Source organism: Neobittarella massiliensis (ex Bilen et al. 2018) (genome assembly GCF_014269355.1).
Classification (GTDB): domain Bacteria; phylum Bacillota; class Clostridia; order Oscillospirales; family Ruminococcaceae; genus Neobittarella; species Neobittarella massiliensis.
The window spans coordinates 1-24,047 of record NZ_JACOGI010000002.1; the positions used below are offsets into that span (position 1 = coordinate 1).

Here is a 24,047-nt window from a genome sequence, read left to right on the forward strand (position 1 = left end):
TGAATGATTTCTTTATCTAGAAATCTAGAATCTTGGGTTCCGTTCAAGCTTTAGTATTGTTCAATTTTCAAGGTCCGTGTGGTCCAGCGCCTCGTTTAGCGCTGTTCCTTATTCTATCACGCGACCGCCAGTTTGTCAACACCTTTTTGAGATGTTTTTTTCGCCGGAGCTTTTCGCCCCCGCCGACAAACCCGACTGTTAGGCCGTTTTCTCGGCCCCCTGTCGCTGACAGCTTGTTTATATTACCACACCCCTTACCGCCTGTCAACGCCTTTTTTACATCTTTTTTGCAAATACGACAAAAAACTTTACAAGTTATACTTGGGGTTATAAAAGATGGGCTATGTGGGACGATAACATTACAGAATGCAATATTTTCCTTTTTGTTGCGAGAGATCGCCTTTTGACAGAAAGTGTAAAACCTCTGCGGCCTATTATATAGGAACAAAGTTTACTTTGCAGCTTGTACACAGTATTTTCACCTGGAGGTCACATTTGGCGGCTTTCTTTGTGCAGTTAGACCGATGGGCCCCAAGATTTTTTAAACAGCACCACAAATCGGCGGTTTCTGGCCGCTTACGCATTGTGCTACTGCCGGTATTCGTTTATAATGGGAAAGAAACTTTTCTAGTTTTTTAACACATAGCGGCGGCATTTTTGCTAGGATAGAGCTATGTGCAGACAGCGCGCAGACGACCGCCGGCCGGCGGCGCTGCCGCTTTTCCATTACGATTTCGCCGCGCTGGTCTGACCGCGGCAAGAGAAAGGCACGGTTTGCAAACATGATAGAAGTCAAAAACCTCGTGAAGCGCTACGGCAAAAAAGCCGCGGTGGACGATATCAGCTTCACCATCAACAAGGGGGAGATCCTGGGCTTTTTGGGGCCCAACGGCGCCGGCAAGTCGACGACCATGAATATCATCACCGGGTATCTATCCTCCACTTCGGGTACGGTGCTGGTGGACGGGCACGACATTTTAGAGGAGCCGCTGGAGGCCAAGCGCCACATCGGTTACCTGCCCGAGCTGCCGCCTTTGTATGTGGACATGACGGTGACCGAGTACCTGAACTTCCTCTACGACCTGAAAAAGGTAAAGCTGCCCCGGGCCGAACACATCGAGGAGATCTGCAAGACCGTAAAGATCGACCACGTGGCCGGCCGGCTGATCAAGAACCTGTCTAAAGGCTACCGGCAGCGCGTGGGCGTGGCCGGCGCGCTGGTGGGCAACCCCGACGTGCTGATATTGGACGAGCCCACGGTTGGCCTGGACCCCAAGCAGATCATCGACATCCGCAATCTGATCAAAGACCTGGGCCAAAAGCACACCGTGATCCTGTCCTCGCACATCCTGCCCGAGATCCAGGCGGTATGTGAACGGGTCATCGTCATCGACAAGGGCCGGCTGGTGGCCGACGACACCCCGGACAACCTGTCGAAAGTGCTCAGCGGCTCGAGCAAGGTGACCGCGCGGGTGGTGGGCGACGAGCAGGAAGTGCTGGCGGCCATCCGCCAGCTGCCGGACGTGCAGTCGTGCACCCCGCTGGGCTCGAAAGAGGCCGGCTCGTACGAGTTTTCTATCGAGCCCAAAGAGGGCAAAGACGTGCGCGGCGCGCTGTTTGAGACGCTGTCGCGCCACGGCTGGCAGCTGATCGGCCTCAAGGGCAGCGAGATGACGCTGGAGGATATCTTCCTGCGGCTGGTGAGCGACGACGCCCAGACCAGCCAGGAAAAGACCGAGCCGGAGAAAAAGAGCCGGTTTTCCAAAAAGAGTAAAAAGCACACAGGAGGCGAAGAGTAGATCATGAGAGCCATATTCAAACGGGAATTTCGCGCCTACTTCACCTCCCCGCTGGGCTATATCTATCTGGCGGCGGTGTTCGTGTACTCGGGCATCTTGTTTTACATCAATAACCTGCAGGCCACCTCGACTGATATGCGGCCGCTGTTCGTATCGCTGTGCAGCGCGGGCATCATTTTGATCCCCATTTTGACCATGCGCCTGTTCAGCGAGGACAAAAAGCTCAAGACCGACCAGGCGCTGCTCACCGCCCCCATCACACTGAGCGAGCTGGTGCTGGGCAAGTTCCTCTCCTCCTTTGCGCTGTACCTGTGCGGCAGCGCTATCACGCTGGTATACGCGCTGTTCATGTCGGCCTTTTCGTCGGTGAGCTGGTCTATGGTGCTGGGCTGCTTTATCGGCTACGCGCTGTCCGGCGCAGCGCTGATCGCGGTGGGCATGTTCATCTCGGTACTGACCGAAAACCAGATGATCGCCGCCATCGCCAGCTTTGTCGCATCGCTCTTCCTACTGACCTTTTTTGACACCCTGGTCAAGCAGATCCCGATGGCGGGCCTCCGCCAGGTGCTGCTGAGCCTGTCGGTGGTACAGAATTTCGCAAACTTCACCATTGGCGTCATCGACATAGCCTCGGTGGTGTTCTTTGTGAGCTTTGCCGCGCTGTTCATCTTCTTCACCGTCCGCATCATCGACAAGCGGCGCTGGAGCTGACACTGTGTACCCGCGCGTGCGCAAACAAGACATTTACGGAGGAATCTAACTGATGAAACAACCCAAAACGGCAAAAAGCAGGAAATTTCGCTACGGAAGCTTTGCCACCCTCCTCACCGTCGGCGTCATTGTGCTGGCGGTAGCTGTCAACGTGGTGATGGGCCTGCTCAGCGACCGGTTCTCGCTGACGCTGGACCTGACTCCGTCCACCGCCTTTAAGCTGTCGGACGAGAGCAAAGAGGTGCTGGGCACCCTGACCGAGCCGGTGACCATCTATGTGCTCAACGACGAGAGCACCTATGTGGCCGGCAGCGGCCAGACGGGGCTGGACCCCAACTACTCGCAGGCCAACGAGATGTTTAAACTGTTTGCCGGCAACAAAAACGTGACGCTGGAGTACGTGAACATGGTCAAAGACCCGTCGTTCAAATCGAAGTTCCCCGACCTGGAGCTCAATGAAAACGACGTGATCATCTCTTCGAGCACCCGCAACGTGCACATCGGCGGCGCCGACCTGTTTAACCTGCAGACCACGGCCTACGGCAGCCGCATCATCTCCTCCAAAGCCGAGAGCACGCTGGCCTCGGGCATTTTGATCGCCACCTCGAAAGAGGCCACCAAGGTCACGGTGCTCACCGGCCACGACGAGTTCACCGCCGAGCCGCTGTCGAACCTGCTGCAGCAAAACAGCTTTGATGTGGACACCCAGAACATCGTGGGCAACAGCGACCCCATCCGCCCCGAGAGCTCGATCCTCATCCTCTGCGGCCCCAAACGCGACTTTACCGATGAGGAGATCGACAAGCTGGATACCTTTTTGACCAACGGCGGCGACTACGGCAAAACGCTCCTATACTTTGCCGACAGCGAGCAGCCCGAACTGCCCAAGCTGGAGAGCTATCTGGCCGAGTGGGGCATTACCGTAAAGCCGGGCGTGCTGTTTGAGGGCGACAACTCCCGCGTGATCCAGAGCGACCGCTTCAACACCATCGCCGACTTTACCCAGAACAGCTTTACCTCGGCTCTCATCGAGAAAAATCTGTTCCCCTCTATCCCCTACTGCGTGCCGCTGGAAGAAACCAACACCAGCGACGCCATCAAGGTGTCGACGCTCATCCGCTACGGCGACCAGGCGGGCATCTACCCCGAGGACGCCCCCAGCAACTGGAAGGCCACCGCCCAGGACATGGTGCAGTACCCCACGGCGGCGGCCATCAGCACCAAGACCATCAGCGACAAGTCCTCTTACGTGGCGGTGTTTGGCAGCGTCAACTTTATCAACGAGTCGCTGCTGGCCGAGTCGAGCCTGGGCAACGCCAAGCTGCTGACCAGCCTGGCCAACACGGTGACCGACCGCGGCGATATGGTCACCATCGAGCCCAAACGGGTCTCGGGCGGCTATCTCGACATCAAGCAGGACGAGAGCAACATGATGTTTGCGCTGTTTATCGTCATCGTGCCGGTGGCGGTGCTTGGCTGCGGCATATTCGTATACCTGCGCAGGAGGCACCTGTAAATGGGCAAAAAGCAAAAGCGGACCATTTTTTTGCTGCTGGGAGCGCTGCTGGTGGTGGCGGCGGCTATTGCCGTGCTGCTACTGCTCCCCGAAAAAGAGGAGGGGGGGCAGGATGGGCCCTCGTTCGTGCTGACTGATCGGCCGGTAGACGAGGTGGCCTCGCTGGCGGTAGAGAATGAAAAGGGCAGCTATCAGTTTATACAGGTAACTACCGGCAGCTGGCAGGTGCCGTCACTGGGCGATATCCCCCTGGGCAAAAATAAGATCTACGAGTGCTCAAAGACCGCGGCCAAGATCAGCGCCACCCAAAAGGTGAGCGACAGCGCCGACGACAATGCCAAGTACGGACTGGACCAGATACAGGGTACCGCCACCGTCACCTATACCGACGGCACCAGCGTCAAGTTGGAGTTCGGCGACGAGATAGACGGCGGCGGGCGCTACTTCCGCATTGCCGGCAAAGACGCCATCTACGCCGGCAGCGCCAACGCGCTGGCCTATCTGACCGGGCAGGACCTGGACCTGATCGATCTGGAGCTGTCGCCGTACGACTCCACCTCCTCAGACAACCTGAAGCGGGCGGAGTTTCAAAATGCCAGCGGAGTGTTCGTCATCGAGAACATCCAGTCGCAGCAGGTGACCGACGGGTATGGCAACTTCTTTAAATACCGGGTCTCCGGCGCGGCCCAGGGATATGTCGACCCCGCCTTCTTTGCCGAGAACTTCACCAATCTGGTGCAGTTCAGAGCCTCGAGCGCCATAGCGGTCGACCCCACGCCGGAACAGCTGGCCGGCTATGGGCTGGACGCCCCCCAGAGCTACCTGCTGCTGGGCGAAGGAGATAGCGCCATCAAGGTACTCATCGGCAGGGCCGACGGCGATATCTATTACGCCATGCGCGACGGCTATCCGGTGGTGTTCAAGCTGGCCGACTACGTGGTCAACTGGCTGGAGATATCCCCCTTTGATATCCTCAACAAATACGCCACCGCCCCCGCAATGGATCAGGTGCGCGAGGTGACGCTGGATATTGACGGCGAAAAGACGGTGCTGGCGGTGACCGATGCCGCCACCAGGACCGGCACCTGCAACGGGCAGGCGACAGACGCCAAACTATTTGGCGAGATGTACCAGCTGCTTTGCAGCGCCCGGCCGGAGGAACAGATCGGCAGCGCCCAAAAAGGCGAGCAGGTGGCTGCGATCACCTTTACCTATAACGACGGCAACCAGGACGTGATGGCCCTGTTTAGTACCGAGAGCCGCAAGCTGCTGGTGCAGAAAAACGGGCAGGACCTGGGGCTTGCCCGCCGGGCGCTGTTAGATGCCCTCAAACAGGGGGTCGAAAACCTGCAGGCCGGCAAACAAGTCTCTAAACAGTGGTAGCGCATACCGGCCGGCGGCCGGCACTGCGCCCCGCTGCCCGGGCGGCAGAGCGCCCGGACCACAAGTAAAAGATCCCCCGTCGGGGGCAGAGTGATACCCGGTCGCAGGACTGGGTATCACTGTTTTTGACGGCCCGATACACCGGTGCGCCAACATAGCAACACACCAGTATACCAACACACCGCATAAAGGAGCAATCACCATGGACATCACACAGAGACTGAGCCAGGAACTGCACATCCCACTCAAGAGTGCGGCAGCGGCCGTTGAGCTGATCGATGAGGGGAATACCATCCCTTTTATCGCCCGCTATCGCAAGGAGCGCACCGGCAACCTCGACGACCAGCTGCTGCGCCAGTTGAGCGACCGGCTGGAATATCTGCGGGGGCTGGACAGCCGCCGCGCCGAGGTAGGACAGGCCATCGGCCGGCAGGGGCTCATGACGGCTGCCTTGCAGGCCCAAATAGATGCCGCCACCACTCTGACCGAACTGGAGGATCTGTACCGTCCCTACCGGCCCAAGCGCCGCACCCGCGCCAGTATTGCCCGGGAAAAAGGGCTGGAGCCGCTGGCCGACTGTATCTTCACCGGCAGGCGGCCGGCAGGCAGTGACGGGCCGGACCTTGAGCGGGTGGCGCTGGCCTTCACCGCCCCACAGAACACGGCTGAAAACGCCCTCGACACCGTACAGGCGGCCATTGCCGGGGCCATGGACATCGTGGCCGAGCAGATATCCGACAGCGCCCAGGTGCGCCATGCGCTGCGGGAGCTGCTGCTCTCTGGGGCGGCGCTGTGCTGTCAGGGCAAAGAGGGCTGCCAGGAGAGCGTGTACCGCACCTATCAGGACTTCTCGCAGCCGCTGCAGCGGCTGGCCGGGCACCAGGTATTGGCCATCGACCGGGGTGAAAAGGCCGGCCTGCTCAAGGTGTCGCTGCAATTTGACCGACCGCGGGCGCTGGGGGCGCTACAGCGCTGCCTGCCGGGGCGGCACCCCTACAGCAGTTACCTGTACCGGGCGGCGGAGGATGCCTTTGACCGGCTGATCCTGCCCTCGGTCACCCGCGAGATCCGCTCCCAACTGACCGAGCGGGCGGTGGAAGGGGCCATCAATCTGTTTGGCCAAAATCTAAAACAGCTGCTGATGCAGCCGCCGGTGCGCCAGATGGTGACGATGGGCTTTGACCCGGCCTACCGCACCGGCTGCAAGATCGCGGTGGTCGACGATACCGGCAAGGTACTGGCCACCACCGTCGTCTACCCCACTCCGCCGCAAAAAAAGACCCGGCAGGCCGCAGAGACGCTGCTGGACCTCATCAGTAAGCACGGGGTGCGAGCCATTGCTATCGGCAACGGCACCGCCTCGAAGGAGTCGGAGATCTTTGTGGCTGACCTGATACGGGAAAACAAGCTGGACGTATCCTACCTGGTGGTGAGCGAGGCGGGGGCCTCGGTGTACTCGGCCTCCAAGCTGGCGGCCGAGGAGTTCCCCCAGTACGACGTGTCGCTGCGCAGTGCCATCTCTATTGCCCGGCGGCTGCAGGACCCGCTGGCCGAACTGGTGAAAATAGACCCCAAGAGCATCGGTGTGGGCCAGTACCAGCACGACATGCCCGCCGCCCAGCTGGATCATGCCCTGGACGGGGTGGTGGAGGACTGCGTCAACGCGGTGGGGGTGGACCTAAATACCGCCTCTCCCTCGCTGCTGCGGCGGGTGGCGGGGCTATCGCCGGTGGTGGCCAAAAACATCGTCGCATTCCGCGAGGAAAACGGCGCCTTTACCAGCCGGACACAACTCAAAAAGGTCAAGGGATTGGGCCCAAAAGCCTTTTCGCAGGCGGCGGGCTTTTTGCGGCTGGACCCGGCGGCCGCCAAAGACCCGCTGGACACCACCGCCGTGCACCCCGAGAGCTACCCGGCAGCAAAAAAGCTGCTGGCCCTGTGTGGGTACAGCAAAAAGGACCTGCTGCACGGCGACCTGAGCCAGCTGCGGCAGCGGGCGGCGGAGCTGGGCAGCCAGGCATTGCAGCGGGAGACCGGCGCCGGCGACTACACCCTGCAGGACATGATAGACGAGCTGCTGACCCCCGGCCGCGACCCCCGCGACGAACTGCCCCCGCCGCTTCTGCGCAGCGACCTGATGGACATCGCCGACTTAAAGCCGGGCATGCAGCTGCAGGGGACGGTGCGCAACGTTATCGACTTTGGCGCCTTTGTGGATATCGGGGTACACCAGGACGGGTTGGTGCACATCTCGCGGCTGTCCAAGTCGTTTGTCAAGCACCCGCTGGACGTGGTGAAGGTGGGCGACATCGTGACGGTGTGGGTGCTGGAGGTGGATACCGGACGCGGGCGCATATCGCTGAGCATGGTGGGCCCCGACTGATAGCACCCGTCCCCGAAAGCGCACAAAAACCCAAAAAACCACCGCGCCGCCTTGTCAAATGGGCGGCGGGCCACTATACTAGAGGTGTGTCGGCCTTTATCGTTTCCCGGCGGTAGAAAAGGGCCGAAAAGGAGCATGTGCTTTTCTATTTTTCACCTGCGGCAAAATCTCTTCCCGCCGCACGGATTATCGCCGGAGAAATGGAGAACCCATGAACGAGAGACTTAAACACGAGGAAAAGTGGTGGCGCAACGCCACCGTGTACCAGATCTACCCCCGCAGCTTTTTCGACGCTAACGGCGACGGCGAGGGCGACCTGGCCGGTATCACCGCCAAGCTCGACTACATCAAGAGCCTGGGGGTCGACGTGGTGTGGTCCTGCCCCTACTTCGTGTCGCCCAAGGCCGATAACGGCTACGACGTGGCCGACTACCGGGATATCGACCCCGCCTTTGGCACCATGGAGCAGTGGCGGGAGATGGTGGACGGCGTGCACCGGCGGGGCATGCGCTTTGTGATGGACTTTGTGGGCAACCACACCAGCGACGAGCACCCCTGGTTTCGCCAGGCCTGCCAGTCAAAAGACAGCCCCTACCACGACTACTACATCTTTAAGCCCGGACGGGCAGACGGCAGCGAGCCCTCGAACTGGATGTCGGTGTTCGGCGGCAGCATGTGGGAGAAAAACCCCGCTACCGACGAGTACTACCTGCACACCTTTGCGGTCAAACAGCCCGACTTAAACTGGGAAAACCCCAAAGTGGTGGATGAAGTAGTGGACATCATGCGTTTCTGGATCGAGCTGGGGGTAGATGGGTTCCGCCTCGACGCCATCAACTACCTCTACAAAGAGCCCGGCTACCCCGACGTGGAGCCGCTGCCCGGTTCCAAGTACGGTTTTGCCACCGAGCACTACGCCAACAAGCCCCGGGTACACGAGCATTTTAACACCCTGAACCGGCGGGTATTCTCTAAATACGGGGCCATGACGGTGGCGGAAGTGGCCTATGTGGACATGGACACCGCCCGCGGCTACTGCGGCCCCGACCGTCAGGAGCTGGACATGCTCTACCCCTTTGATATCCTCAATGTCGACCAGGAGGGGTTTGACAAATTCGCCCCCAAGCCGCTGGATCTGCCGCTGCTCAAGTCGGAACTGGCCCGCTGGCAGACCGGCCTGCACAATAGCGGCTGGCTGGCGCTGTTTATGGGCAACCACGACCAGTGCCGCGCCGTGAGCCGCTTTGGCGATGACGGCAAGTACTGGAAACAGTCGGCCAAAATGCTGGCCAACTGCTTTTACATGATGCAGGGCACCCCCTACATCTTCCAGGGCGACGAGATTGGCATGACCAACGTCCACTACGACAGCGTGGATAAATTCCGCGATGTCGAGGTGTATAATACCTACCGGGAGCACGTGATCGAGGGCGGCGAGGACCCGCAGAAATGGCTGCAGCTGTTCTGCGACCGGGCACGCGACAACGGCCGCACCCCCATGCAGTGGGACGACAGCAAAAACGCCGGCTTTACCACCGCCGACGAGCCCTGGATCGAGGTGGTAGACAACTACCCCCGCATCAACGTGGCGAGCCAGGAGAAAGACCCCGATTCGATCTTAAACTTCTACCGGGAGCTCATCGCCAAGAGAAAGCAGTGGGACGTGATCGCCTACGGCGACTTTGCCCTCCTGCAGCCCGACAGCACCGAGCTGTTTTGCTACACCCGCCACTGCGACGGCCAGGACCTGCTGTGCGCCAACAACTTTACCGACCACGAGGTCAGCTTTGATCTGCCGGCGGCGTTTACCGGCGAAAATGTCACCGTCTTGCTGCAAAACTACCCCGACTTAGCGCTGTCTGGCACCGTGACGCTGCGCCCCTACGAGTGCTTTACCCTCATCTGCGGCGACTAGTTCGCTTTACCGCCATTTAGGGCGCGTACAGATCTGCAAATTAAAAAGGGAGTATTCCACATCTTTTTACAGAGTGTGGAATTCTCCCTTTTTTGTTTTTCTCTTTTGTTGTGGCTATTTGGATCGGCGGCAACCGCACCATTTTTTGTTTACGACATCGCTACAGGCTGTAGCCGAATTTAAAGCGCACCCGGTCCCCCACCCACAGCGTGGCCGAGTGCTCCAGCGCGCGGCCATCCAGCAGGTAGGCGGTGCCTTTGAGCAGCAACAGGCTGCTCTCGCGGGTGATCTGCAGCTGCTGGGCCTCACTGGCGGTGGGGGCTACCACCTCCAGATAGTCCTCCACCCGCGAGGCCTGCAGCCCATAACGGCGGTACAGCTGGGGGGAGATGCGCCCCTGGGGCAGCGGGCTGTCGCCCAGTCCCGGCACCAGCTGCTGCGGCAGCCAGGAGCAGGAGAGCGCCACCGGCCGGCCCTCCAGCAAAAACAGGCGGCGATAAAACACTGCCGGTTCCTCCAACACAAAGCCGGTGCGGCTGTCGGCCAGCTGCCCGGCGGTCAGCTGTCGGCAGCACAGCACCTGTGCCGTGAGGGATACCCCTTCTCCGGCAAAGCGCTGGGAGGAGGTAAGCGTGTAGTCCATGGCGTGCACGAACGGCACCGCCCGCCGGGTGAGAAAGCTGCCTTTACCGCGGCGCTTGACGATGAGACCGTCTTTCTCCAGCTCGGCCAGCGCCTGGCGCACGGCGATACGGCTGACCCCATATTGGGCGGTGAGCTGATTTTCAGAGGGGAGCTTGTCCTCCGGTCCCCAGCGCCCGGAGGCGATCTTCGCCCGCATATCCTGGGCGATCTGGTAGTACAGAGGGGTAGGATCATTTTTATCGATACCGACGGCTGCCATAAAGAGCCTCCTCATTTTGTAGGTTTGATGGTGGCAGAGATGCCCTCGACCGGCCAGTGCCAACTGAACCGCTGAACTTTTTCGCAGTAGCGCACAGCACCGCCGAATCTGCGGATGCCGGCACTATCGGGTAAAGGCAAAAGCACACGCACAAAAAAGTGCTTGCCAGGCGGTGCAGTCATATGTCTATACACCCCGGCTGAACGCAAAAGTCGCCGGGTAATTTTGTAACACAAGCTCCCAAGATCTGCGATCTTGGGAGCGGTCGCACAGCTGGCGATAGACAGCTGCCGGCGTTTTTAAAAAATGTACTGTATGGGGGCCCTGCGCCCCATACAGAGAGCGGCCTTGGCCGCGGTATGCCGTATGTCGGCTATTTTTTATTATGGCAGAACACACCAGAAAATGCAATGCGGGCATTGACAGCCGGCTTTAACTTGTGCTATTCTTAATACAAGTTAACCAGCAGGAGGTGTTCATATGTCCTGTATCTCGATCGTGGGGGCGGCCGCCGTATACGACTGGGCCTATACGGTAGATGCTCTGCCCCGGTTTGGGGATATCGTATTTATCGATCAGCCCTGTCAAAAACCGCTGTTTGGCGGCTGCGCCATCAACATGGCCGTGGGCTTTGCCCGGCTGGGCGGCTTTACGCCGCGGCTGTTCTACCCGGTGGGAAACGACTTTTGCTATCCCCCCGGCCAAAATCCCTTTGAGCAGCAGGGGGTCGACTGCCGGCAGCTGGTACACGTGCCCGATGTGCCCAGCGGTTTTGCCCACCTGTACATGCAGCCCGACGGCACCACCATGTGCTTTGCCTACCCCGGCGCCAGCGCCGTGGCCCGCTACCGGCAGCCTGCCCAGCTCGACGACTGGGTGATCGTCACCCCGGTGTTGGGCGATTTCTGTATCGATTTGCTCGAGCAGGCGGTACAGCAGGGCAAAAAGGTGGTCTTTTCCGGCATTACCGGCCCGGCGCTGCTGTCCTGGCTGCCTGCGGCAGCGGCGCTATTTCTCAACAGCCACGAGCTGGATCTGCTCATGCAGGCCGGAGGCTTTAGCGGTCCTGCCCAACTGCAGGCACAGTACCCCGATCTGCTGCTGTTCGTCACCGACGGGGCCCGCGGCAGCACAGTGTGGCAACAGGGGTTTGACACTCCGGTACCGGTTGCCCGCCCACAGCAGGTGACCGAGTCGACCGGCGCCGGTGACTCGTTTGCTACCGGTACGGTGCACGCGCTGATGCGCGGCAGCGACCCGGTGACCGCCGCCCATTTTGGGGCGGTGGTGGCCAGTTTTGTGGTAGAGCAGCTGGGAGGGCAAACAGGTCTGCCCTCAGCCGCTATGGCCCGCGACCGGTTCGCGCAGCAGTTTTCGCACCTGCTGCCCCGCCTGCACTGACTTATTTTGCACACGCCATCCATTTATATAGAGACCAGAAAAGGAGCAGCGATATGAGCGAACATTTGAACCTGTACGACCGTGTACTGGGCAGCATTTACGGGGTAGCTGTAGGCGATGCACTGGGCATGGCCACCTCGTTTTTGACCCCTGAACAGATCAGAGAACAGTTTGGCGACTGGGTCGATACCTTTCACGACCCCGAGCCCGGCCACATCTTCCACGACGGCCTAAAAGCCGGCGAGTACACCGACGACACCGAGCAGACGGTGGCCATCATGAACTCCTTCATCAAATACCATAAGGTGGTGCCCGAAGATATCGTCAGTGAGATACTGGCCTGGGCCGAGCGGGTAAAAGATAAATACGCCTCTCCCCTGGGCCCCAGCACCGAACGGGCACTCAAGTCAATCAAAGCCGGCGGCTCTTATGAGGATACCGGCAAACGCGGCAACACCAACGGTTCGGCCATGCGTATCGCACCGGTGGGCATCGTGCACGGTATTTTGGGCTCCACCCTGCAGGAGATGATGCCCGACCTGGTGCTGGTGTGCAAGCCCACCCACAACACCCCAGCCGCCATCGGCTCGGCGGCGGCTATCGCCTGGGGCATCGCCAAAGCCATTCAGGGCGAGAGCGACTACCGGGCACTGCTCGATGAGATGGTCACCGCCTGTATAGAGGGCGAAAAGTACGGCGAGCCCTGGGTTGGCGCTCGGGTCTCTACCCGTATGAAGTGGGCTATCGACACCGCCCTGCACGCCACCGACGACCGCCAGACCATGCGGGAGCTGTACGAGATGATCGGCGGCTGCGATCTGTGCGCCGACAGCATCCCTCTGGCGGTGGGCATGTACGCGCTGGCTGGCGGCGATACCATAAAAACGCTGGAGTACTGCGTCAACTGCGGCGGCGACTGCGACACCAACGCCTGTATGGTGGGCGCTATTGCCGGAGCCGTGGGCGGGGCCGGTTCCTTCAGACCCGACTGGATCAAGACGGTTGAGGAGAAAAACCCCACCGACTATAAAGACTACGCTCAAAAGATGATCGAGGTAGCCGGACAGTGGGAAAAAGCGACTTTTTGATCCACCTCGTATAGACAGACCAATAAAGAGAAGCAGGTCATTTTATACCGAACACAACAAAAAGCAGGTGTTTGCGACAATATTTTTGTGCACACCTGCTTTTTTGCTGCTATACTATAAGTGGCACCGGCCCGTATGGTCCTGTCTTTCGGCGTTGCTGGCCACTGCTGACCCAAGGTCTGTTCACCGTCCTTTGCTCCCCGGTCAAAGACCGGTACCAGGCGAAAAGCAAACCTGTAGTTTTTGATCTTTGCCGCCCGGAGGCCCCAGCACTCTATGCCGTCTCCGCCAGGCGATCGGATCTCGGCCTCCTCTCTACCGGTAAAGCCCCGGCTGATATGCAGACACTTTCCGTAACGGTACACTGCTGCCCGTGCAGCTGACATAAACCGCATTTTACTTTTGCCGCTGCTCAAACCGGCTGCGGCACCATTAAGGAGGTCTTGTTGTGAAACTCGGCATACACACGCACGCCTGGGGCGGCCATTTTGGTGGCGATACTCTGTACATCATCGACCGCTGCAAACAGCTGGGGATGGACTTTATCGAGTTCCCGCTGATGGAGATCGATGCCTTTGACCCGGTTGCGGTAAAGGCGCGACTGGAGGGCGCCATCGAGCCCACCTGCTCCACCATCATCCCCGATCCCCACTGGGACATCGGCTCTGAGGACCCCGCCTGCCGCCAGCTGGGCATCGACTTTTTAAAGGGCTGTATCGACAAGACCCGCGACGTGGGGGCCACTGTGTTCTCGGGCATGTGCTACTGCCTGCCCTCTAAGCAGGTGCCGCCGGGCTACGATCCGCGCGCCGAGCGCAGTCGCTGTGCCGCCGCCGTAAAAGAGATCGCCCGCTACGCCGCCCAGTTCGGCATCACCGTGGGCATCGAACCGGCCAGCCGGTTTTCTAATCACCTGGTAAACACCACCGGGCAGGGGCTCGACTTTTTAGCCGAGGTGGACGAGCCCAACACCATCCTGCACCTGGACAGTTTCCACATGTGTTACGAGGAGCGCGACTTCTATAAGGCGGTGGTGGCCGCCGGCGACAAGCTGGGCTATTTCCACATGTGCGGCAACGACCGGGGCCGACCCGGCTACGACGACATCATCGACTGGGACGGCGTGTTCCACGGCTTTTTGCAGGTGGGCTTTAACGGCTACCTGGGTTTCGAGGGGTTCGATACCACCTGTAAGTACATCTATCGCGATATCATCGGCGACCCCGACGACTTTGCCCGCCAGAGCATGGCCTTCGCCGACGAGATGCTCAAAAAATACGGGTATACTCGGGGGTAGGCACGCATCTGTGCAAATAAAAAAGAGAGCAGGCACCAGATCGAGGTGCCTGCTCTCTTTTTTATTCGGCGGTACCGGGCCCCCTACACCACATACCCGTTATACAGCTCCCGCAGCTCTTCTGCCACCTCGGGGTGGGCAAAGTCTTTGCGGTACACCATGTTCACCTTGCGCACCATGCTGGCATTTTCGATGGGCAGCACTGCCAGCTTACCTTTGCGCTGCTCCTGTATGCAGGCGCTATGTCCGATCACCGATACCCCCAGCCCCTGCTCCACCAGCTCTTTGATGGTGGCCACGTTGTCCATCTCGATCATCACATTGTAGTCCTGAATGGTGTGAAAGTTCCCCAGCAGATAGCTCTCGAACAGTTTGCGGGTCCCCGCTCCTTTCGAGCGCAGGATGAACCTCTCCCCCTGCAGCTCCTCCAGCCGCACGCTGGCCCGGCCGGCAAAAGGATGGTCGGCCGGCGCGATGAGACAGAGGTAATCGGTGTCCAGCAGCACCGATATCAGGCTGTCGTCCGACAGCTCCCCCTCGATCACGGCCAGGTCCACCTCAAAGGTGCGCAGCAGGTCGTGGATATCTTTGAGTCCCGCTGTCTGGATGTGCATGTGCACGTCCTGGTGGCGCCCGCAGTAGGCCGCCATCACCTGGGGCACCAGGTGTTCGCCCACCGTGGGGGTGATGGCCACCGACAGATGGCGGATGTTTTTCTGTCGGTCCAGGATGGCCTGCCGCGCCGCTGCCGCTACTGCCACCGCCCGCCGGGCGTACTTTTCGAGCACCGCCCCTTCGGGAGTGAGCAACAACTTTTTTTTGCTCTTATAAAAAATCTTTATGCTGTAGCTCTGCTCCAGCTGCCTTATGTGGTTGCTCACCGCCGGTTGGGTGAGCGACAGCATTTTAGCCGCCTCTGTAAAGCTTCCGGTGGAGATCACCGTCAATAACGTGTGTATTTTCGCCTCTACCATCTCTGCTCCCCCCTCATTTTGATCTGTCTTTTTTATAGTCGACGCTTTTATCTGCCCTATTATAAATTAATTTTATATTATATGCAAAAATCTTAATTTGATTTTATCACTGATTTTACATAAAATCAACAGTAGACAATTTTCAAGAAGGGATGTGCAGAAATCATGGCAAAATGGCTATCTTCCTTAAGTGGTTCAGCCGCTGTCATCCTCTGCCTGGCCATCATGCTGATCGCTGGCTTTCTGATGACCCGGCTGACAAAAAAATGCAAACTGCCCAACGTGACCGGCTACATCTTCGCCGGTATCATTTTAGGCCCCTACCTGTTGGGGGCCATTCCTCAGCAGACCATCGCCAACATGAGCTTCGTCACCGATATCGCCCTGTCGTTCATCGCCTTTGGGGTGGGCCGTTACTTTAAGCTGGAGGCCCTTAAGCGCAGCGGCAAGCAGGTGCTCATCGTCACCCTGTTCGAGTCGCTGCTGGCCGGGGTGGTCATCACGCTGGCCATGATCTTCATCTTCCGGCTGCCGGTCTCGTTCTCGCTGCTGCTGGGGGCCATCGGCTGTGCCACCGCCCCCGCCTCCACCATCATGACCATCCGCCAGTACCACGCCAAGGGGCCCTTTGTGGATATGATCCTGCAGGTGGTGGCCCTCGACGACGCCGTAGCGCTGATCGCCTTTAGCATCTGTACCGCTGTGGTGCAGGTACTCGACGGCGGCGGCCATATCGATCCCAGCGTATTTCTGCTGCCGGTACTCACCAACATTGCCGCTATTTTGGCCGGCGGTGCTATGGGCTGGCTGCTGCACCACTGCATCACCGAGCGCCGCTCGCAGGACCACAAGCTGGTGCTGGTCTGCGCCATGATCCTGGGCCTGTCGGGCTTATGTGCGGCGCTGGACGTATCGCCGCTGCTGTCCTGTATGGCTATGGGCACGGTGTACATCAACGTCAGCGGCAACAAAAACCTGTTTAAGCAGGTCAACAGCTTTACCCCGCCCATCCTCCTGCTCTTCTTTGTGCTCTCAGGCCTCAACCTGAATGTACCCATGCTGCTGACCGCCGGCATCACCGGGGTGGGTTATTTCTTCGTGCGCATCTTGGGCAAATACGCCGGCGCCTGGCTGGGGGCGGCCGTCAGCCACGCCAGCAGCAACATCCGCAACTACCTGGGGCTGGCCCTCATCCCCCAGGCCGGTGTATCTATCGGTCTGGCCGTCTTGGGGCAGCGGCTGCTGCCGGGCAAATACGGCACGCTGCTCTCCACCATCATCCTCTCCTCGGCAGTGCTGTACGAGACTGTGGGTCCGGCCTGCGCCAAAGCCTCGCTGTTTTTATCCCACACGATCACCCGCCAGCAGGCCGAAGAGCAAGACGCCCAGGCCGCCGCTATCCAGCAGGAACACCGGCGCCCCGAGCTACCGCTCGCCACCCGGCCGGCCGTACAGCCCATCCCCATCGCCCACCAGCACCACCGGCCCTAACGGCGGCCAGCCAGTGACAGCACCCCAACAAAAAAGCGCTGTGGAAAATTTCCACAGCGCTTTTATACATCACCTACCGCCTCAGGGTCACTGTGAGGGTAGTCCCCCGGCCCTCGGCCGACTGGATCTCCACCGTGCCGCCGTAGCGGTTGGCGATATGCTTGACGATCGACAGCCCCAGGCCGGTGCCGCCCACCTGTTTGTTGCGGTCTTTATCCACTCGGTAGAACCGCTCGAAGATGCGGTCTAAGTGTACCCGAGCAATACCGATACCGGTGTCGGCCACCGTGATCTGTACCCCGTCGGGCAGACTGCGCAGCCGCACGTCCACCGTGCCGCCCGGCCGATTGTACTTGACGGCGTTGTCGCACAGGTTCGAGAGCAGCTCCTCTAGGTCCTTGCGAGAGCCGGCGATACACAGGTCGCTGCCGTCCAGGTGCAGCGCCGTCTTTACCTGGGCACGGGCGGCGGCAGGCTGCAGCCGCTCCAGCACCTCCTGGGCCACGGCGGGGATGTCTACCCGCTGGTCCCGGTCCCGATCGGGGCTCTCCTCGTATTTCGAGATCTTTAAGATATCGCCGATGAGCTCGCCCATGCGCTCGCTCTCGGCCACGATCTTGTCCAGGTAGCGCTGCCGGGTGACGGGGTCTTTTACCATCCCGCTCTGCAGCAGCTGGGCAAATCCACCGATAGAGGTGATGGGGGTCTTGAGCTCGTGGGAGGCGTTTTGGAAAAACTCGCTGCGCATCTGCTGGCGCAGCCGCTCCTCGGTCACCGCCCGCAGCACGATGATGGCCCCCATGCGGGTGCCGCCCTGACGGCCGGCCAGCCAGCTGTCGCGCACCGGCAGCACACTGCAGGAGAGCACCTGTGCCCCCGGCCCCTCCTGCTGGGTGCCGGTCAGGTCAAACACCTGGCCGCTGCCCTGACCCTGGCATACTCTCTGCACCGCTTCTAAGATCTGGCGGTCATAGGTGGCGTGCGACAGCGTCTTGCCGCTCAGATCGCCGCCGGCCTGCAGGTACTCTCTGGCTGCCCGGTTGATGGTGACGATATGGCCGTCGGTGTCCACCGCGATGAGGCCATCGGCGATGTTATCCAGCAAAAAGCGGCTCTTTTTCTTCTCGTCCTCCAGGTCCTGTAACGTGTTCTCAATGTTTTCTGCCAGCGAATTGATGCTCACGATCAGCGGTGCCAGCTCGTCGTACTCGGGCAAGGTGAGGTGCTTGTCGTACTGGCCGGCATTGATGTCGCGCAGCCCCTGGGCCGCCAGCTCCACCGGCTGCGCCACCTTTTTGGCCATACGGCCGGCGCCCCAGGCCGCCACCGCCACCGCCAGCAGCACGCTGGCCAAAATGGCCGGCAATATGGCGGTGAACGACTTGTCGATGCCCCCCACATGCTGGGCCGCCCGGTACACGTAGCCATCGCTGCCGAGAATGGCAATATAGCTCATATCGGTGCCCAGCGTCTGCGAAAAGCGCTGGTGGTTGACGCCTATCCCGGTCTTGAGGGCCTGCTGCACTTCTGGCCGGTCGGCGTGGTTTTGCATGGTAGCCGGGTCCTGATGCGAGTCGCCGATCACCTTGCCTTCCCGGTCGATAATGGTCAGCCGGGCCCCCGCAAAAGTCCTCGCAAAGGTCTTGGCCGCAGTGGTGTAGTCCTCGGCCACCGGGTTTTGGCCCATGGTCTCACTGACCAGCGTCAGCCCATTTTGCAGCGAGGTCTCCCACTCGCTCTTCTTTTCCCGCTGCAGGATAAACGCCGAGAAGATCGCACAAATGAGCACCGCCGCCACTGAGCAGAGCAATCCGCGGCGAAATATCTCTCTTTTCAAGCGCCGTCCCCCCCTGCTGTGCGGCTGGGCTCCATAAATTTATAACCCACCGAGCGCACGGTCTTGATGTAGCGGGGCGTCTCGGCGTCGTCCCCCAGCTTCTGCCGCAGCGAGCGGATGTGCATATCCAGCGTGCGGGTCTCGCCGATGTAATCATAGCCCCACACCTTATTTAAGATCTCCTCTCTGGGCAGGGCGATCCCGCAGTTGCGCATCAGCAGGCTCAGCAGTTTAAACTCCTTGTTGGTCAGTTCCAGCTCCTGTTTGCCCTGATACACCACCACTTTGCCGCTGTCTAAAACGATATCTCCGATCTGTATGACCTGGGCCGGCCGCCCGCCCCGGGCACTGCGGCGCAGCACCGCCTTTACCCGGGAAGAGAGCTCCAGTATACCAAACGGCTTGGTGATGTAGTCGTCGGCCCCCAGGTCCAGTCCCCGCACCTTGTCGATCTCGGCGTCTTTGGCCGTCACCATAATGGCGGGCAGGTCGCGGGTCTCCTCCCGCTGGCGCAGCTCGCTCAGCGTCTGCAGGCCGTCCTTTACCGGCATCATGATGTCCAGGATCACCAGGTCCGGCAGACAGGCGGGCTCTATCTGGTCCAGCAGCGCCTGTCCGTCGGCAAAATCGCTCACGGTATAGCCAAAGCTCTCCAGCGTGCAGCGCAGCAGCTCCCGTATACTGTCGTCGTCCTCGGCGATAAATATGCGCTCTGCCATAGCTCTCTCCCCTTCCTATGCTTCCCGGCTGCTTGGCAGCAGGTCCTCTTTTCCCTCGCCGCCCCGGTGCACGCCGGTGATGTAATACTCCACCCACTCACAGATATTCACTGCGTGGTCGGCGATGCGCTCTAAGTACTTGGCGATCATCAGCACATCGATGGCCTGGTCGGCCGACTTGCCGCCGTCGTCCTCCCGCAGCAGCTCGATGAGATCGTTTTTCACCACGTCAAACAGGTCGTCCACCTCGTCGTCGCGCTCCATAGTCTCCAGCGCCAGCTCTAAATTGCGGCCCACAAAGCTGCGGATGGCGGCGCTGACCATATCTTTGGCCACCCGCTCCATGGCCGGTATGTGGTAGACCATGTCGCCAAAGGTCTGCCGCTCAAAGCGGAACGACAGCGCCGCGATATCCGCCGCCTGATCGGCGATGCGCTCCATGTCGGTGATCATCTTCAGGGCGGCGAACACGATGCGAAAATCCCCCGCCACCGGCTGCTCGCGCATCAGCAGCCGCAGGCAGGTGTTCTCGATCTGCTGTTCCATATCGTCGACCTGTTTGTCGCCCTCGATGACCCGCTGGGCCAGCTGGGTATCGCGCCGCATCAGCGCCCCGATGCCGTCCTCGATAGACTGTTCTACCATGCTGCCCATCTTCACCAGATCCATATGCAGCAGCTCCAGCTGCTTTTCAAAATGCAAACGAATGGCCATGCTCTCCTCCTGCTCTCGCGACGTGGGGGCCACACCCCCAGTATAACCTACCCGCCGGGCGGGTGTAAATGCGTTGCCGCCCATTTTCGGGCGCCGGTGTCAGCCGAACCGGCCGGTGATGTACTCCTCGGTCTTTTTGTTTTGGGGCATCGAGAACAGCTGTTCGGTCTCGCCGTACTCGATCATCTCCCCCAGCAAAAAAAATGCCGTCTTATCCGATATGCGGGCCGCCTGCTGCATGTTGTGGGTGACGATGACCACCGTGTAGCGCTGCTTTAAGCTGCTCATCAGGTCCTCCACTTTCATGGTAGAGATGGGGTCCAGCGCCGAGGTCGGCTCATCCATCAGCAGGATATCCGGCTGCACCGCCAGCGCCCGGGCAATGCACAGCCGCTGCTGCTGCCCGCCCGAGAGCCCCATCGCCGACTTTTTGATGCGGTCTTTCACCTCGTCCCAAAGCGCCGCTCCGCGCAGGCTCTCCTCAACGATCTCGTCGAGTTGGCGTTTGTTTTTGATGCCGTGACAGCGGGGCCCATAGGCGATGTTGTCGTAGATGCTCATGGGGAACGGGTTGGGCTTTTGAAACACCATCCCCACCGCTTTGCGCAGCAGCGTCACATCCACCTTGGGGTCGTAGATGTTCTGCCCGCCAATGCGCACCTCGCCGGTGATAGACACCCCGTCCACCAGGTCGTTCATGCGGTTGAGCGTCTTTAAAAAGGTGGATTTGCCGCAGCCCGAGGGACCGATGAACGCGGTGATCTCGTTGGGGCTTATCTCCATGCTCACCCCTTTCAGGGCGTGGCTCTTGCCGTAATACAGGTGCAGGTCGTTTACCGAAATACCCAGCGCCGCCGGGCGCGGGTCCTGTGTCGTCGTACTCATAAATGCTTCCGCCTTTCTGCCGGGCCGGTGGGCCGCGCTAGTCTCGTTCGGTCTTTTTTTCTTTGCCGAGCACCATGGTAAAGATGTTGATCAGCAGCACGATCAGCACCAGGATAGAGGCGATGGCAAAGGTGAGGTCGGCGCTCTCGCCCCGGCCCATGGCATAGGTGTACAGCGCCACGGTCAGGGTCCCGCCGGAGGAAAACAGCTGGCTGACAAAGCCGCCGGTCAGTTTGTCGCCGATGCCGGCAGTAAAGATGAGCGCCGCCGATTCGCCCACGATGCGCCCCACGCTGAGGATGACCGCGCTGACGATGCCGGCCTTAGCCGAGGGCAGCAGCACCGTTTTAATGGTGTACCACTTGGTCGCCCCCAGGCCGATGGCCCCTTCGCGAAACGAGTCGGGCACCGCCTTCAGCGCCTCCTGGGTGGTGCGGATTAGGGTGGGCAGCAGCATGATGGTCAGGGTGAGTGCCCCGGCGATGATCGAGGTCTGCAGCTTCATCATGGTGACAAAGAACATCAGGCCAAACAGCCCGTAGATGATCGAGGGGATGCCCGCCAGCGTCTCTACCGTAAACTCGATGATGCGCACCAATCGGCCGCCCCGGGCGTATTCGTTGAGATAGATGGCCGCCCCAATACCGATCGGCACCGAGAACACCAGACTGACGGCGATCATCAGCAGCGTGTTGACGATATTGGGCAGGATGCCGATGGTACCTTTGAGCACGCTGGGCGACGAGGTTAAAAACTCCCAGCTCACCGACGGCAGGCCCCGCACAAAAATGTAGCCGATCATGGCCACCACCAGCGCCACGGTAAAAAAGGCGCACAGGTAGATGAGCGCTTTCAGCAGGTGTTCGCCCAGCCTGCTGCGCCGCCCGGTAAAATCTCTCATGAGCGGGCCTCCTTATCCTCCGACTTGATGATGCGGTTGAGCACGATGTTGATGACCATGATAAACATAAATAGCACCAGGCCGATACCGAACAGCGCCTGCCGGTGCAGGCCGGCCGCGTAGCCCATCTCCATGGCGATGCCGGTGGTCATCAGCCGCACACTGTTAAACAGGCCTGGCATGTTCACCGCGTTGCCGGCCACCATGATCACTGCCATAGTCTCGCCCACCGCGCGGCCGATACCCAGCACGATCCCGGCGGCAATACCCGATTTGGCCGCCGGCAGCACCACTTTAAAGATGGTGTACACCTGGGTGGTACCCATAGCCAGCGAGGCCTCGCGGTACTCCTTGGGCACCGCCCGGATGGCATTTTCGCTGATCGAGACGATGGTCGGCAGTATCATGATCGCCAAAATGAGCATGGCCGAAAACAGCGAGGAGCCCGAGGGCAGCCCGAAGATCTTGGCCACCGCCGGCACCACCACGATCATGCCCACCAGACCATACACCACCGAGGGAATGCCCGATAGCAGGCTGATGACGGTGCGCAGCACGGTGGTAATCTTTCCCTTCGAGAACTCGGCCAGGTAGATGGCGGTGAACAGGCCGATGGGTACGCCAATGATCACCGCCCCCACTGTGGCCATAATAGAAGACAAGATCATGGGCAGGATGCCAAAGCTGGGATCTCTAGTGGTGGCGGCGGGGAACCACTCGGTGCCGAACAGAAACTCGCCTACCCCGATCTTGCCGATACCCGGCGCCCCCAACACCACCATATAGATGGTGATGAGCGCCACCGCCACCACCGACAGGTAGCCGCACACCTTAAAAATACCGCTCATCAGCGTCTCGATGCGCTGCTTGGTGGTCTTGCGGTCGGTCAGCAGCGGCGCTGCCGTCGACGCCGCCTGCCCACTGGTTACAACACGCGCCATAAGGGTCTCTCCTTTGCCGTTTTACATGGCCTTTACGCCGATTTTACCCCATCCTCGGTACAGCACAAAATACGGACCGTCCGTGGCGGGTGCATTCGACCGCTGGGTCCGTATCTGTGTTTTGGGATGTATACATGTACGTGAATGTGTACGTACAGGTACCAGTGCCTGCTTATGAGAGAAGAAGAAACGGGTACACTATTTGACCGAGATCAGCTTCAGCTGGGTCACGATCTCCTGACCCTCGTCGCTCACCGCCCACTCGAGAAAGTCTTTCGTGGCCTGCGAGGCGTCGGGTTTCGACACCATTAAGAAGGGGCGTTTCAGAGCGTAGCTGCCCGACTTGGCATTTTCTTCGGTGGGCTCTACCCCATCTACCTTTATACCGGTCACGGTGCTGTCTACCGCCGACATCGACACGTAGCCGATAGCGCCCGGGGTAGAGGCCACCTTGGTCTTTACCGCACCGGTCTCGTTGAGCTCCTCGGCGTATTTGCAGGCGTCCTCGACGCCCAGCAGTTCCTCAAAGGCGCCGCGGGTGCCCGAGCCGGCCTCACGGCCCATGACCACGATCTCGCCGTCAGCGCCGCCCACATCCTTCCAGTTGGTGATCTCGCCGGTAAAAATCTTTTTCAGCTGATCGCTGGTCAGGTCGGCCACCTTGTTCTGCGGGTTGACGATCACGGTGATCCCGTCGATGGCCACCACCGTCTCGGTCAGGCCCTCGGCCTTCTCCTCCTCTTTCAGCTCGCGGGAGATGTTGCCGATATCCGACACGCCTTCCTGCACATTTTTAAAGCCCACCGACGAACCGCCCAGCTCAACGGTGATGGTGGTCCCGGCCTTTTCGCCGTAGGCCTCCGAAAAGCCTTTTGCCAGCTCCTCCATCGAGGTCGAACCCGACATCTTGATGGTCTTGCTGCCCGTATCCGAGCCGCTGCCGGTGCTGGCGCTGTCGCCGCATCCGGCCAGAACAGCCAGGGCCAGAGCCGAGGCCATGAGCACAGAAACTAACTTTTTCATGGATAAAACGCTCCTCACTGCTTTTAGATTTTTCTCTCTCTTGAACGCACCTTTACTATACTGCTGCCGCAGCGGCGGCGACAGCACGCTTTCGTAAAGCTACTGTAAGGTCTGTGTAAATCTGCCGCCGCTCTTTTTCCATTAAAAAAGCGGGCTGTTTGGCCC

At 59.9% G+C, this 24,047-nt stretch carries 19 protein-coding genes; 10 read left to right on the plus strand and 9 right to left on the minus strand.

Annotated elements, in window-relative coordinates; translation table 11 throughout:
• Window positions 1-782: 782 nt before the first annotated feature.
• The 6 genes from H8K20_RS09150 (at window position 783) to H8K20_RS09175 (ending at window position 9,707) form a co-directional block, all read left to right on the plus strand.
• Window positions 783-1,799, plus strand: a complete 1,017-nt coding sequence (locus H8K20_RS09150; protein ID WP_105205960.1) for an ABC transporter ATP-binding protein — start codon at window positions 783-785, stop codon at window positions 1,797-1,799.
• A 3-nt stretch (window positions 1,800-1,802) separates the two neighbouring features.
• Window positions 1,803-2,510 carry an ABC transporter permease gene (locus H8K20_RS09155; RefSeq protein ID WP_105205959.1) on the plus strand — a complete coding sequence of 236 codons (708 nt, stop codon included), beginning with the start codon at window positions 1,803-1,805 and terminating at the stop codon, window positions 2,508-2,510.
• A gap of 52 nt (window positions 2,511-2,562) precedes the next feature.
• Window positions 2,563-4,026, plus strand: coding sequence for a GldG family protein (locus H8K20_RS09160; RefSeq protein WP_105205958.1), 1,464 nt, complete (start codon window positions 2,563-2,565; stop codon window positions 4,024-4,026).
• Window positions 4,027-5,409, plus strand: coding sequence for a DUF4340 domain-containing protein (locus H8K20_RS09165; RefSeq protein ID WP_186488239.1), 1,383 nt, complete (start codon window positions 4,027-4,029; stop codon window positions 5,407-5,409).
• Between the two features lie 202 nt (window positions 5,410-5,611).
• A complete protein-coding gene (locus H8K20_RS09170; protein WP_186488240.1) occupies window positions 5,612-7,792 on the plus strand; it encodes a Tex family protein in 2,181 nt (726 codons plus the stop codon).
• Between the two features lie 211 nt (window positions 7,793-8,003).
• Window positions 8,004-9,707, plus strand: coding sequence for a glycoside hydrolase family 13 protein (locus H8K20_RS09175; protein ID WP_186488241.1), 1,704 nt, complete (start codon window positions 8,004-8,006; stop codon window positions 9,705-9,707).
• A 160-nt stretch (window positions 9,708-9,867) separates the two neighbouring features.
• Here the strand turns inward: H8K20_RS09175 and H8K20_RS09180 are convergent, their stop codons facing one another.
• Window positions 9,868-10,611: a GntR family transcriptional regulator gene (locus tag H8K20_RS09180; RefSeq protein WP_186488242.1), complete on the minus strand. Its 744-nt coding sequence runs from the start codon at window positions 10,609-10,611 to the stop codon at window positions 9,868-9,870.
• A gap of 480 nt (window positions 10,612-11,091) precedes the next feature.
• On the opposite strand from H8K20_RS09180, the gene H8K20_RS09185 reads away from it, so the two are divergent.
• From H8K20_RS09185 to H8K20_RS09195, 3 genes are all read left to right on the plus strand, one after another.
• Window positions 11,092-12,012 (plus strand): PfkB family carbohydrate kinase, encoded by a 921-nt coding sequence (locus tag H8K20_RS09185; RefSeq protein WP_186488243.1) that lies wholly within the window; start codon window positions 11,092-11,094, stop codon window positions 12,010-12,012.
• Window positions 12,013-12,065: 53 nt separating this feature from the next.
• A complete protein-coding gene (locus tag H8K20_RS09190) occupies window positions 12,066-13,100 on the plus strand; it encodes an ADP-ribosylglycohydrolase family protein (RefSeq protein WP_105205952.1) in 1,035 nt (344 codons plus the stop codon).
• A 448-nt stretch (window positions 13,101-13,548) separates the two neighbouring features.
• On the plus strand, window positions 13,549-14,397 hold the full coding sequence (locus H8K20_RS09195; protein ID WP_154866491.1) for a sugar phosphate isomerase/epimerase family protein: 849 nt from the start codon (window positions 13,549-13,551) through the stop codon (window positions 14,395-14,397).
• Between the two features lie 83 nt (window positions 14,398-14,480).
• Here H8K20_RS09195 and H8K20_RS09200 read toward each other — a convergent pair whose 3' ends face one another.
• Entirely contained in the window at window positions 14,481-15,371 is an 891-nt protein-coding gene (locus H8K20_RS09200; RefSeq protein ID WP_186488244.1) for a LysR family transcriptional regulator, read from the minus strand.
• 165 nt (window positions 15,372-15,536) lie between these two features.
• Between H8K20_RS09200 and H8K20_RS09205 the strand changes: the two genes are divergently transcribed.
• Window positions 15,537-16,862: a cation:proton antiporter gene (locus H8K20_RS09205; RefSeq protein ID WP_186488245.1), complete on the plus strand. Its 1,326-nt coding sequence runs from the start codon at window positions 15,537-15,539 to the stop codon at window positions 16,860-16,862.
• Between the two features lie 73 nt (window positions 16,863-16,935).
• Here the strand turns inward: H8K20_RS09205 and H8K20_RS09210 are convergent, their stop codons facing one another.
• The 7 genes from H8K20_RS09210 to H8K20_RS09240 form a co-directional block, all read right to left on the minus strand.
• Window positions 16,936-18,699, minus strand: coding sequence for an ATP-binding protein (locus H8K20_RS09210; protein WP_186488246.1), 1,764 nt, complete (start codon window positions 18,697-18,699; stop codon window positions 16,936-16,938).
• Entirely contained in the window at window positions 18,696-19,418 is a 723-nt protein-coding gene (locus H8K20_RS09215) for a response regulator transcription factor (RefSeq protein ID WP_154866497.1), read from the minus strand. Before H8K20_RS09215 ends, H8K20_RS09210 begins: the two co-directional genes overlap by 4 nt.
• 15 nt (window positions 19,419-19,433) lie before the next feature.
• A complete protein-coding gene (gene phoU / locus H8K20_RS09220; RefSeq protein WP_105205946.1) occupies window positions 19,434-20,132 on the minus strand; it encodes a phosphate signaling complex protein PhoU in 699 nt (232 codons plus the stop codon).
• 99 nt (window positions 20,133-20,231) lie between these two features.
• On the minus strand, window positions 20,232-21,017 hold the full coding sequence (gene pstB, locus H8K20_RS09225) for a phosphate ABC transporter ATP-binding protein PstB (RefSeq protein ID WP_105205945.1): 786 nt from the start codon (window positions 21,015-21,017) through the stop codon (window positions 20,232-20,234).
• Window positions 21,018-21,054: 37 nt separating this feature from the next.
• The gene (pstA, locus tag H8K20_RS09230; protein WP_105205944.1) at window positions 21,055-21,918 is read right to left on the minus strand and encodes a phosphate ABC transporter permease PstA; all 864 of its coding nucleotides are present in this window, start codon (window positions 21,916-21,918) and stop codon (window positions 21,055-21,057) included.
• Window positions 21,915-22,859 (minus strand): phosphate ABC transporter permease subunit PstC, encoded by a 945-nt coding sequence (pstC, locus tag H8K20_RS09235; protein ID WP_154866499.1) that lies wholly within the window; start codon window positions 22,857-22,859, stop codon window positions 21,915-21,917. Before pstC ends, pstA begins: the two co-directional genes overlap by 4 nt.
• A 198-nt stretch (window positions 22,860-23,057) precedes the next feature.
• Window positions 23,058-23,882, minus strand: coding sequence for a phosphate ABC transporter substrate-binding protein (locus H8K20_RS09240; RefSeq protein WP_105205942.1), 825 nt, complete (start codon window positions 23,880-23,882; stop codon window positions 23,058-23,060).
• Between the last annotated feature and the right edge of the window lie 165 nt (window positions 23,883-24,047).

Excerpts from the sequence above, each read along its gene's own strand:
- H8K20_RS09170 (WP_186488240.1), top strand. The coding sequence starts at position 5,612 with ATGGACATCACACAGAGACTGAGCCAGGAACTGCACATCCCACTCAAG.
- H8K20_RS09160 (WP_105205958.1), top strand. The coding sequence starts at position 2,563 with ATGAAACAACCCAAAACGGCAAAAAGCAGGAAATTTCGCTACGGAAGC.
- H8K20_RS09180 (WP_186488242.1), bottom strand. The coding sequence starts at position 10,611 with ATGGCAGCCGTCGGTATCGATAAAAATGATCCTACCCCTCTGTACTAC.
- H8K20_RS09215 (WP_154866497.1), bottom strand. The coding sequence starts at position 19,418 with ATGGCAGAGCGCATATTTATCGCCGAGGACGACGACAGTATACGGGAG.
- H8K20_RS09200 (WP_186488244.1), bottom strand. The coding sequence starts at position 15,371 with ATGGTAGAGGCGAAAATACACACGTTATTGACGGTGATCTCCACCGGA.
- H8K20_RS09175 (WP_186488241.1), top strand. The coding sequence starts at position 8,004 with ATGAACGAGAGACTTAAACACGAGGAAAAGTGGTGGCGCAACGCCACC.
- H8K20_RS09185 (WP_186488243.1), top strand. The coding sequence starts at position 11,092 with ATGTCCTGTATCTCGATCGTGGGGGCGGCCGCCGTATACGACTGGGCC.
- H8K20_RS09190 (WP_105205952.1), top strand. The coding sequence starts at position 12,066 with ATGAGCGAACATTTGAACCTGTACGACCGTGTACTGGGCAGCATTTAC.
- pstA (WP_105205944.1), bottom strand. The coding sequence starts at position 21,918 with ATGAGAGATTTTACCGGGCGGCGCAGCAGGCTGGGCGAACACCTGCTG.
- H8K20_RS09165 (WP_186488239.1), top strand. The coding sequence starts at position 4,027 with ATGGGCAAAAAGCAAAAGCGGACCATTTTTTTGCTGCTGGGAGCGCTG.
- H8K20_RS09205 (WP_186488245.1), top strand. The coding sequence starts at position 15,537 with ATGGCAAAATGGCTATCTTCCTTAAGTGGTTCAGCCGCTGTCATCCTC.
- H8K20_RS09155 (WP_105205959.1), top strand. The coding sequence starts at position 1,803 with ATGAGAGCCATATTCAAACGGGAATTTCGCGCCTACTTCACCTCCCCG.
- pstB (WP_105205945.1), bottom strand. The coding sequence starts at position 21,017 with ATGAGTACGACGACACAGGACCCGCGCCCGGCGGCGCTGGGTATTTCG.
- pstC (WP_154866499.1), bottom strand. The coding sequence starts at position 22,859 with ATGGCGCGTGTTGTAACCAGTGGGCAGGCGGCGTCGACGGCAGCGCCG.
- H8K20_RS09150 (WP_105205960.1), top strand. The coding sequence starts at position 783 with ATGATAGAAGTCAAAAACCTCGTGAAGCGCTACGGCAAAAAAGCCGCG.
- H8K20_RS09240 (WP_105205942.1), bottom strand. The coding sequence starts at position 23,882 with ATGAAAAAGTTAGTTTCTGTGCTCATGGCCTCGGCTCTGGCCCTGGCT.
- phoU (WP_105205946.1), bottom strand. The coding sequence starts at position 20,132 with ATGGCCATTCGTTTGCATTTTGAAAAGCAGCTGGAGCTGCTGCATATG.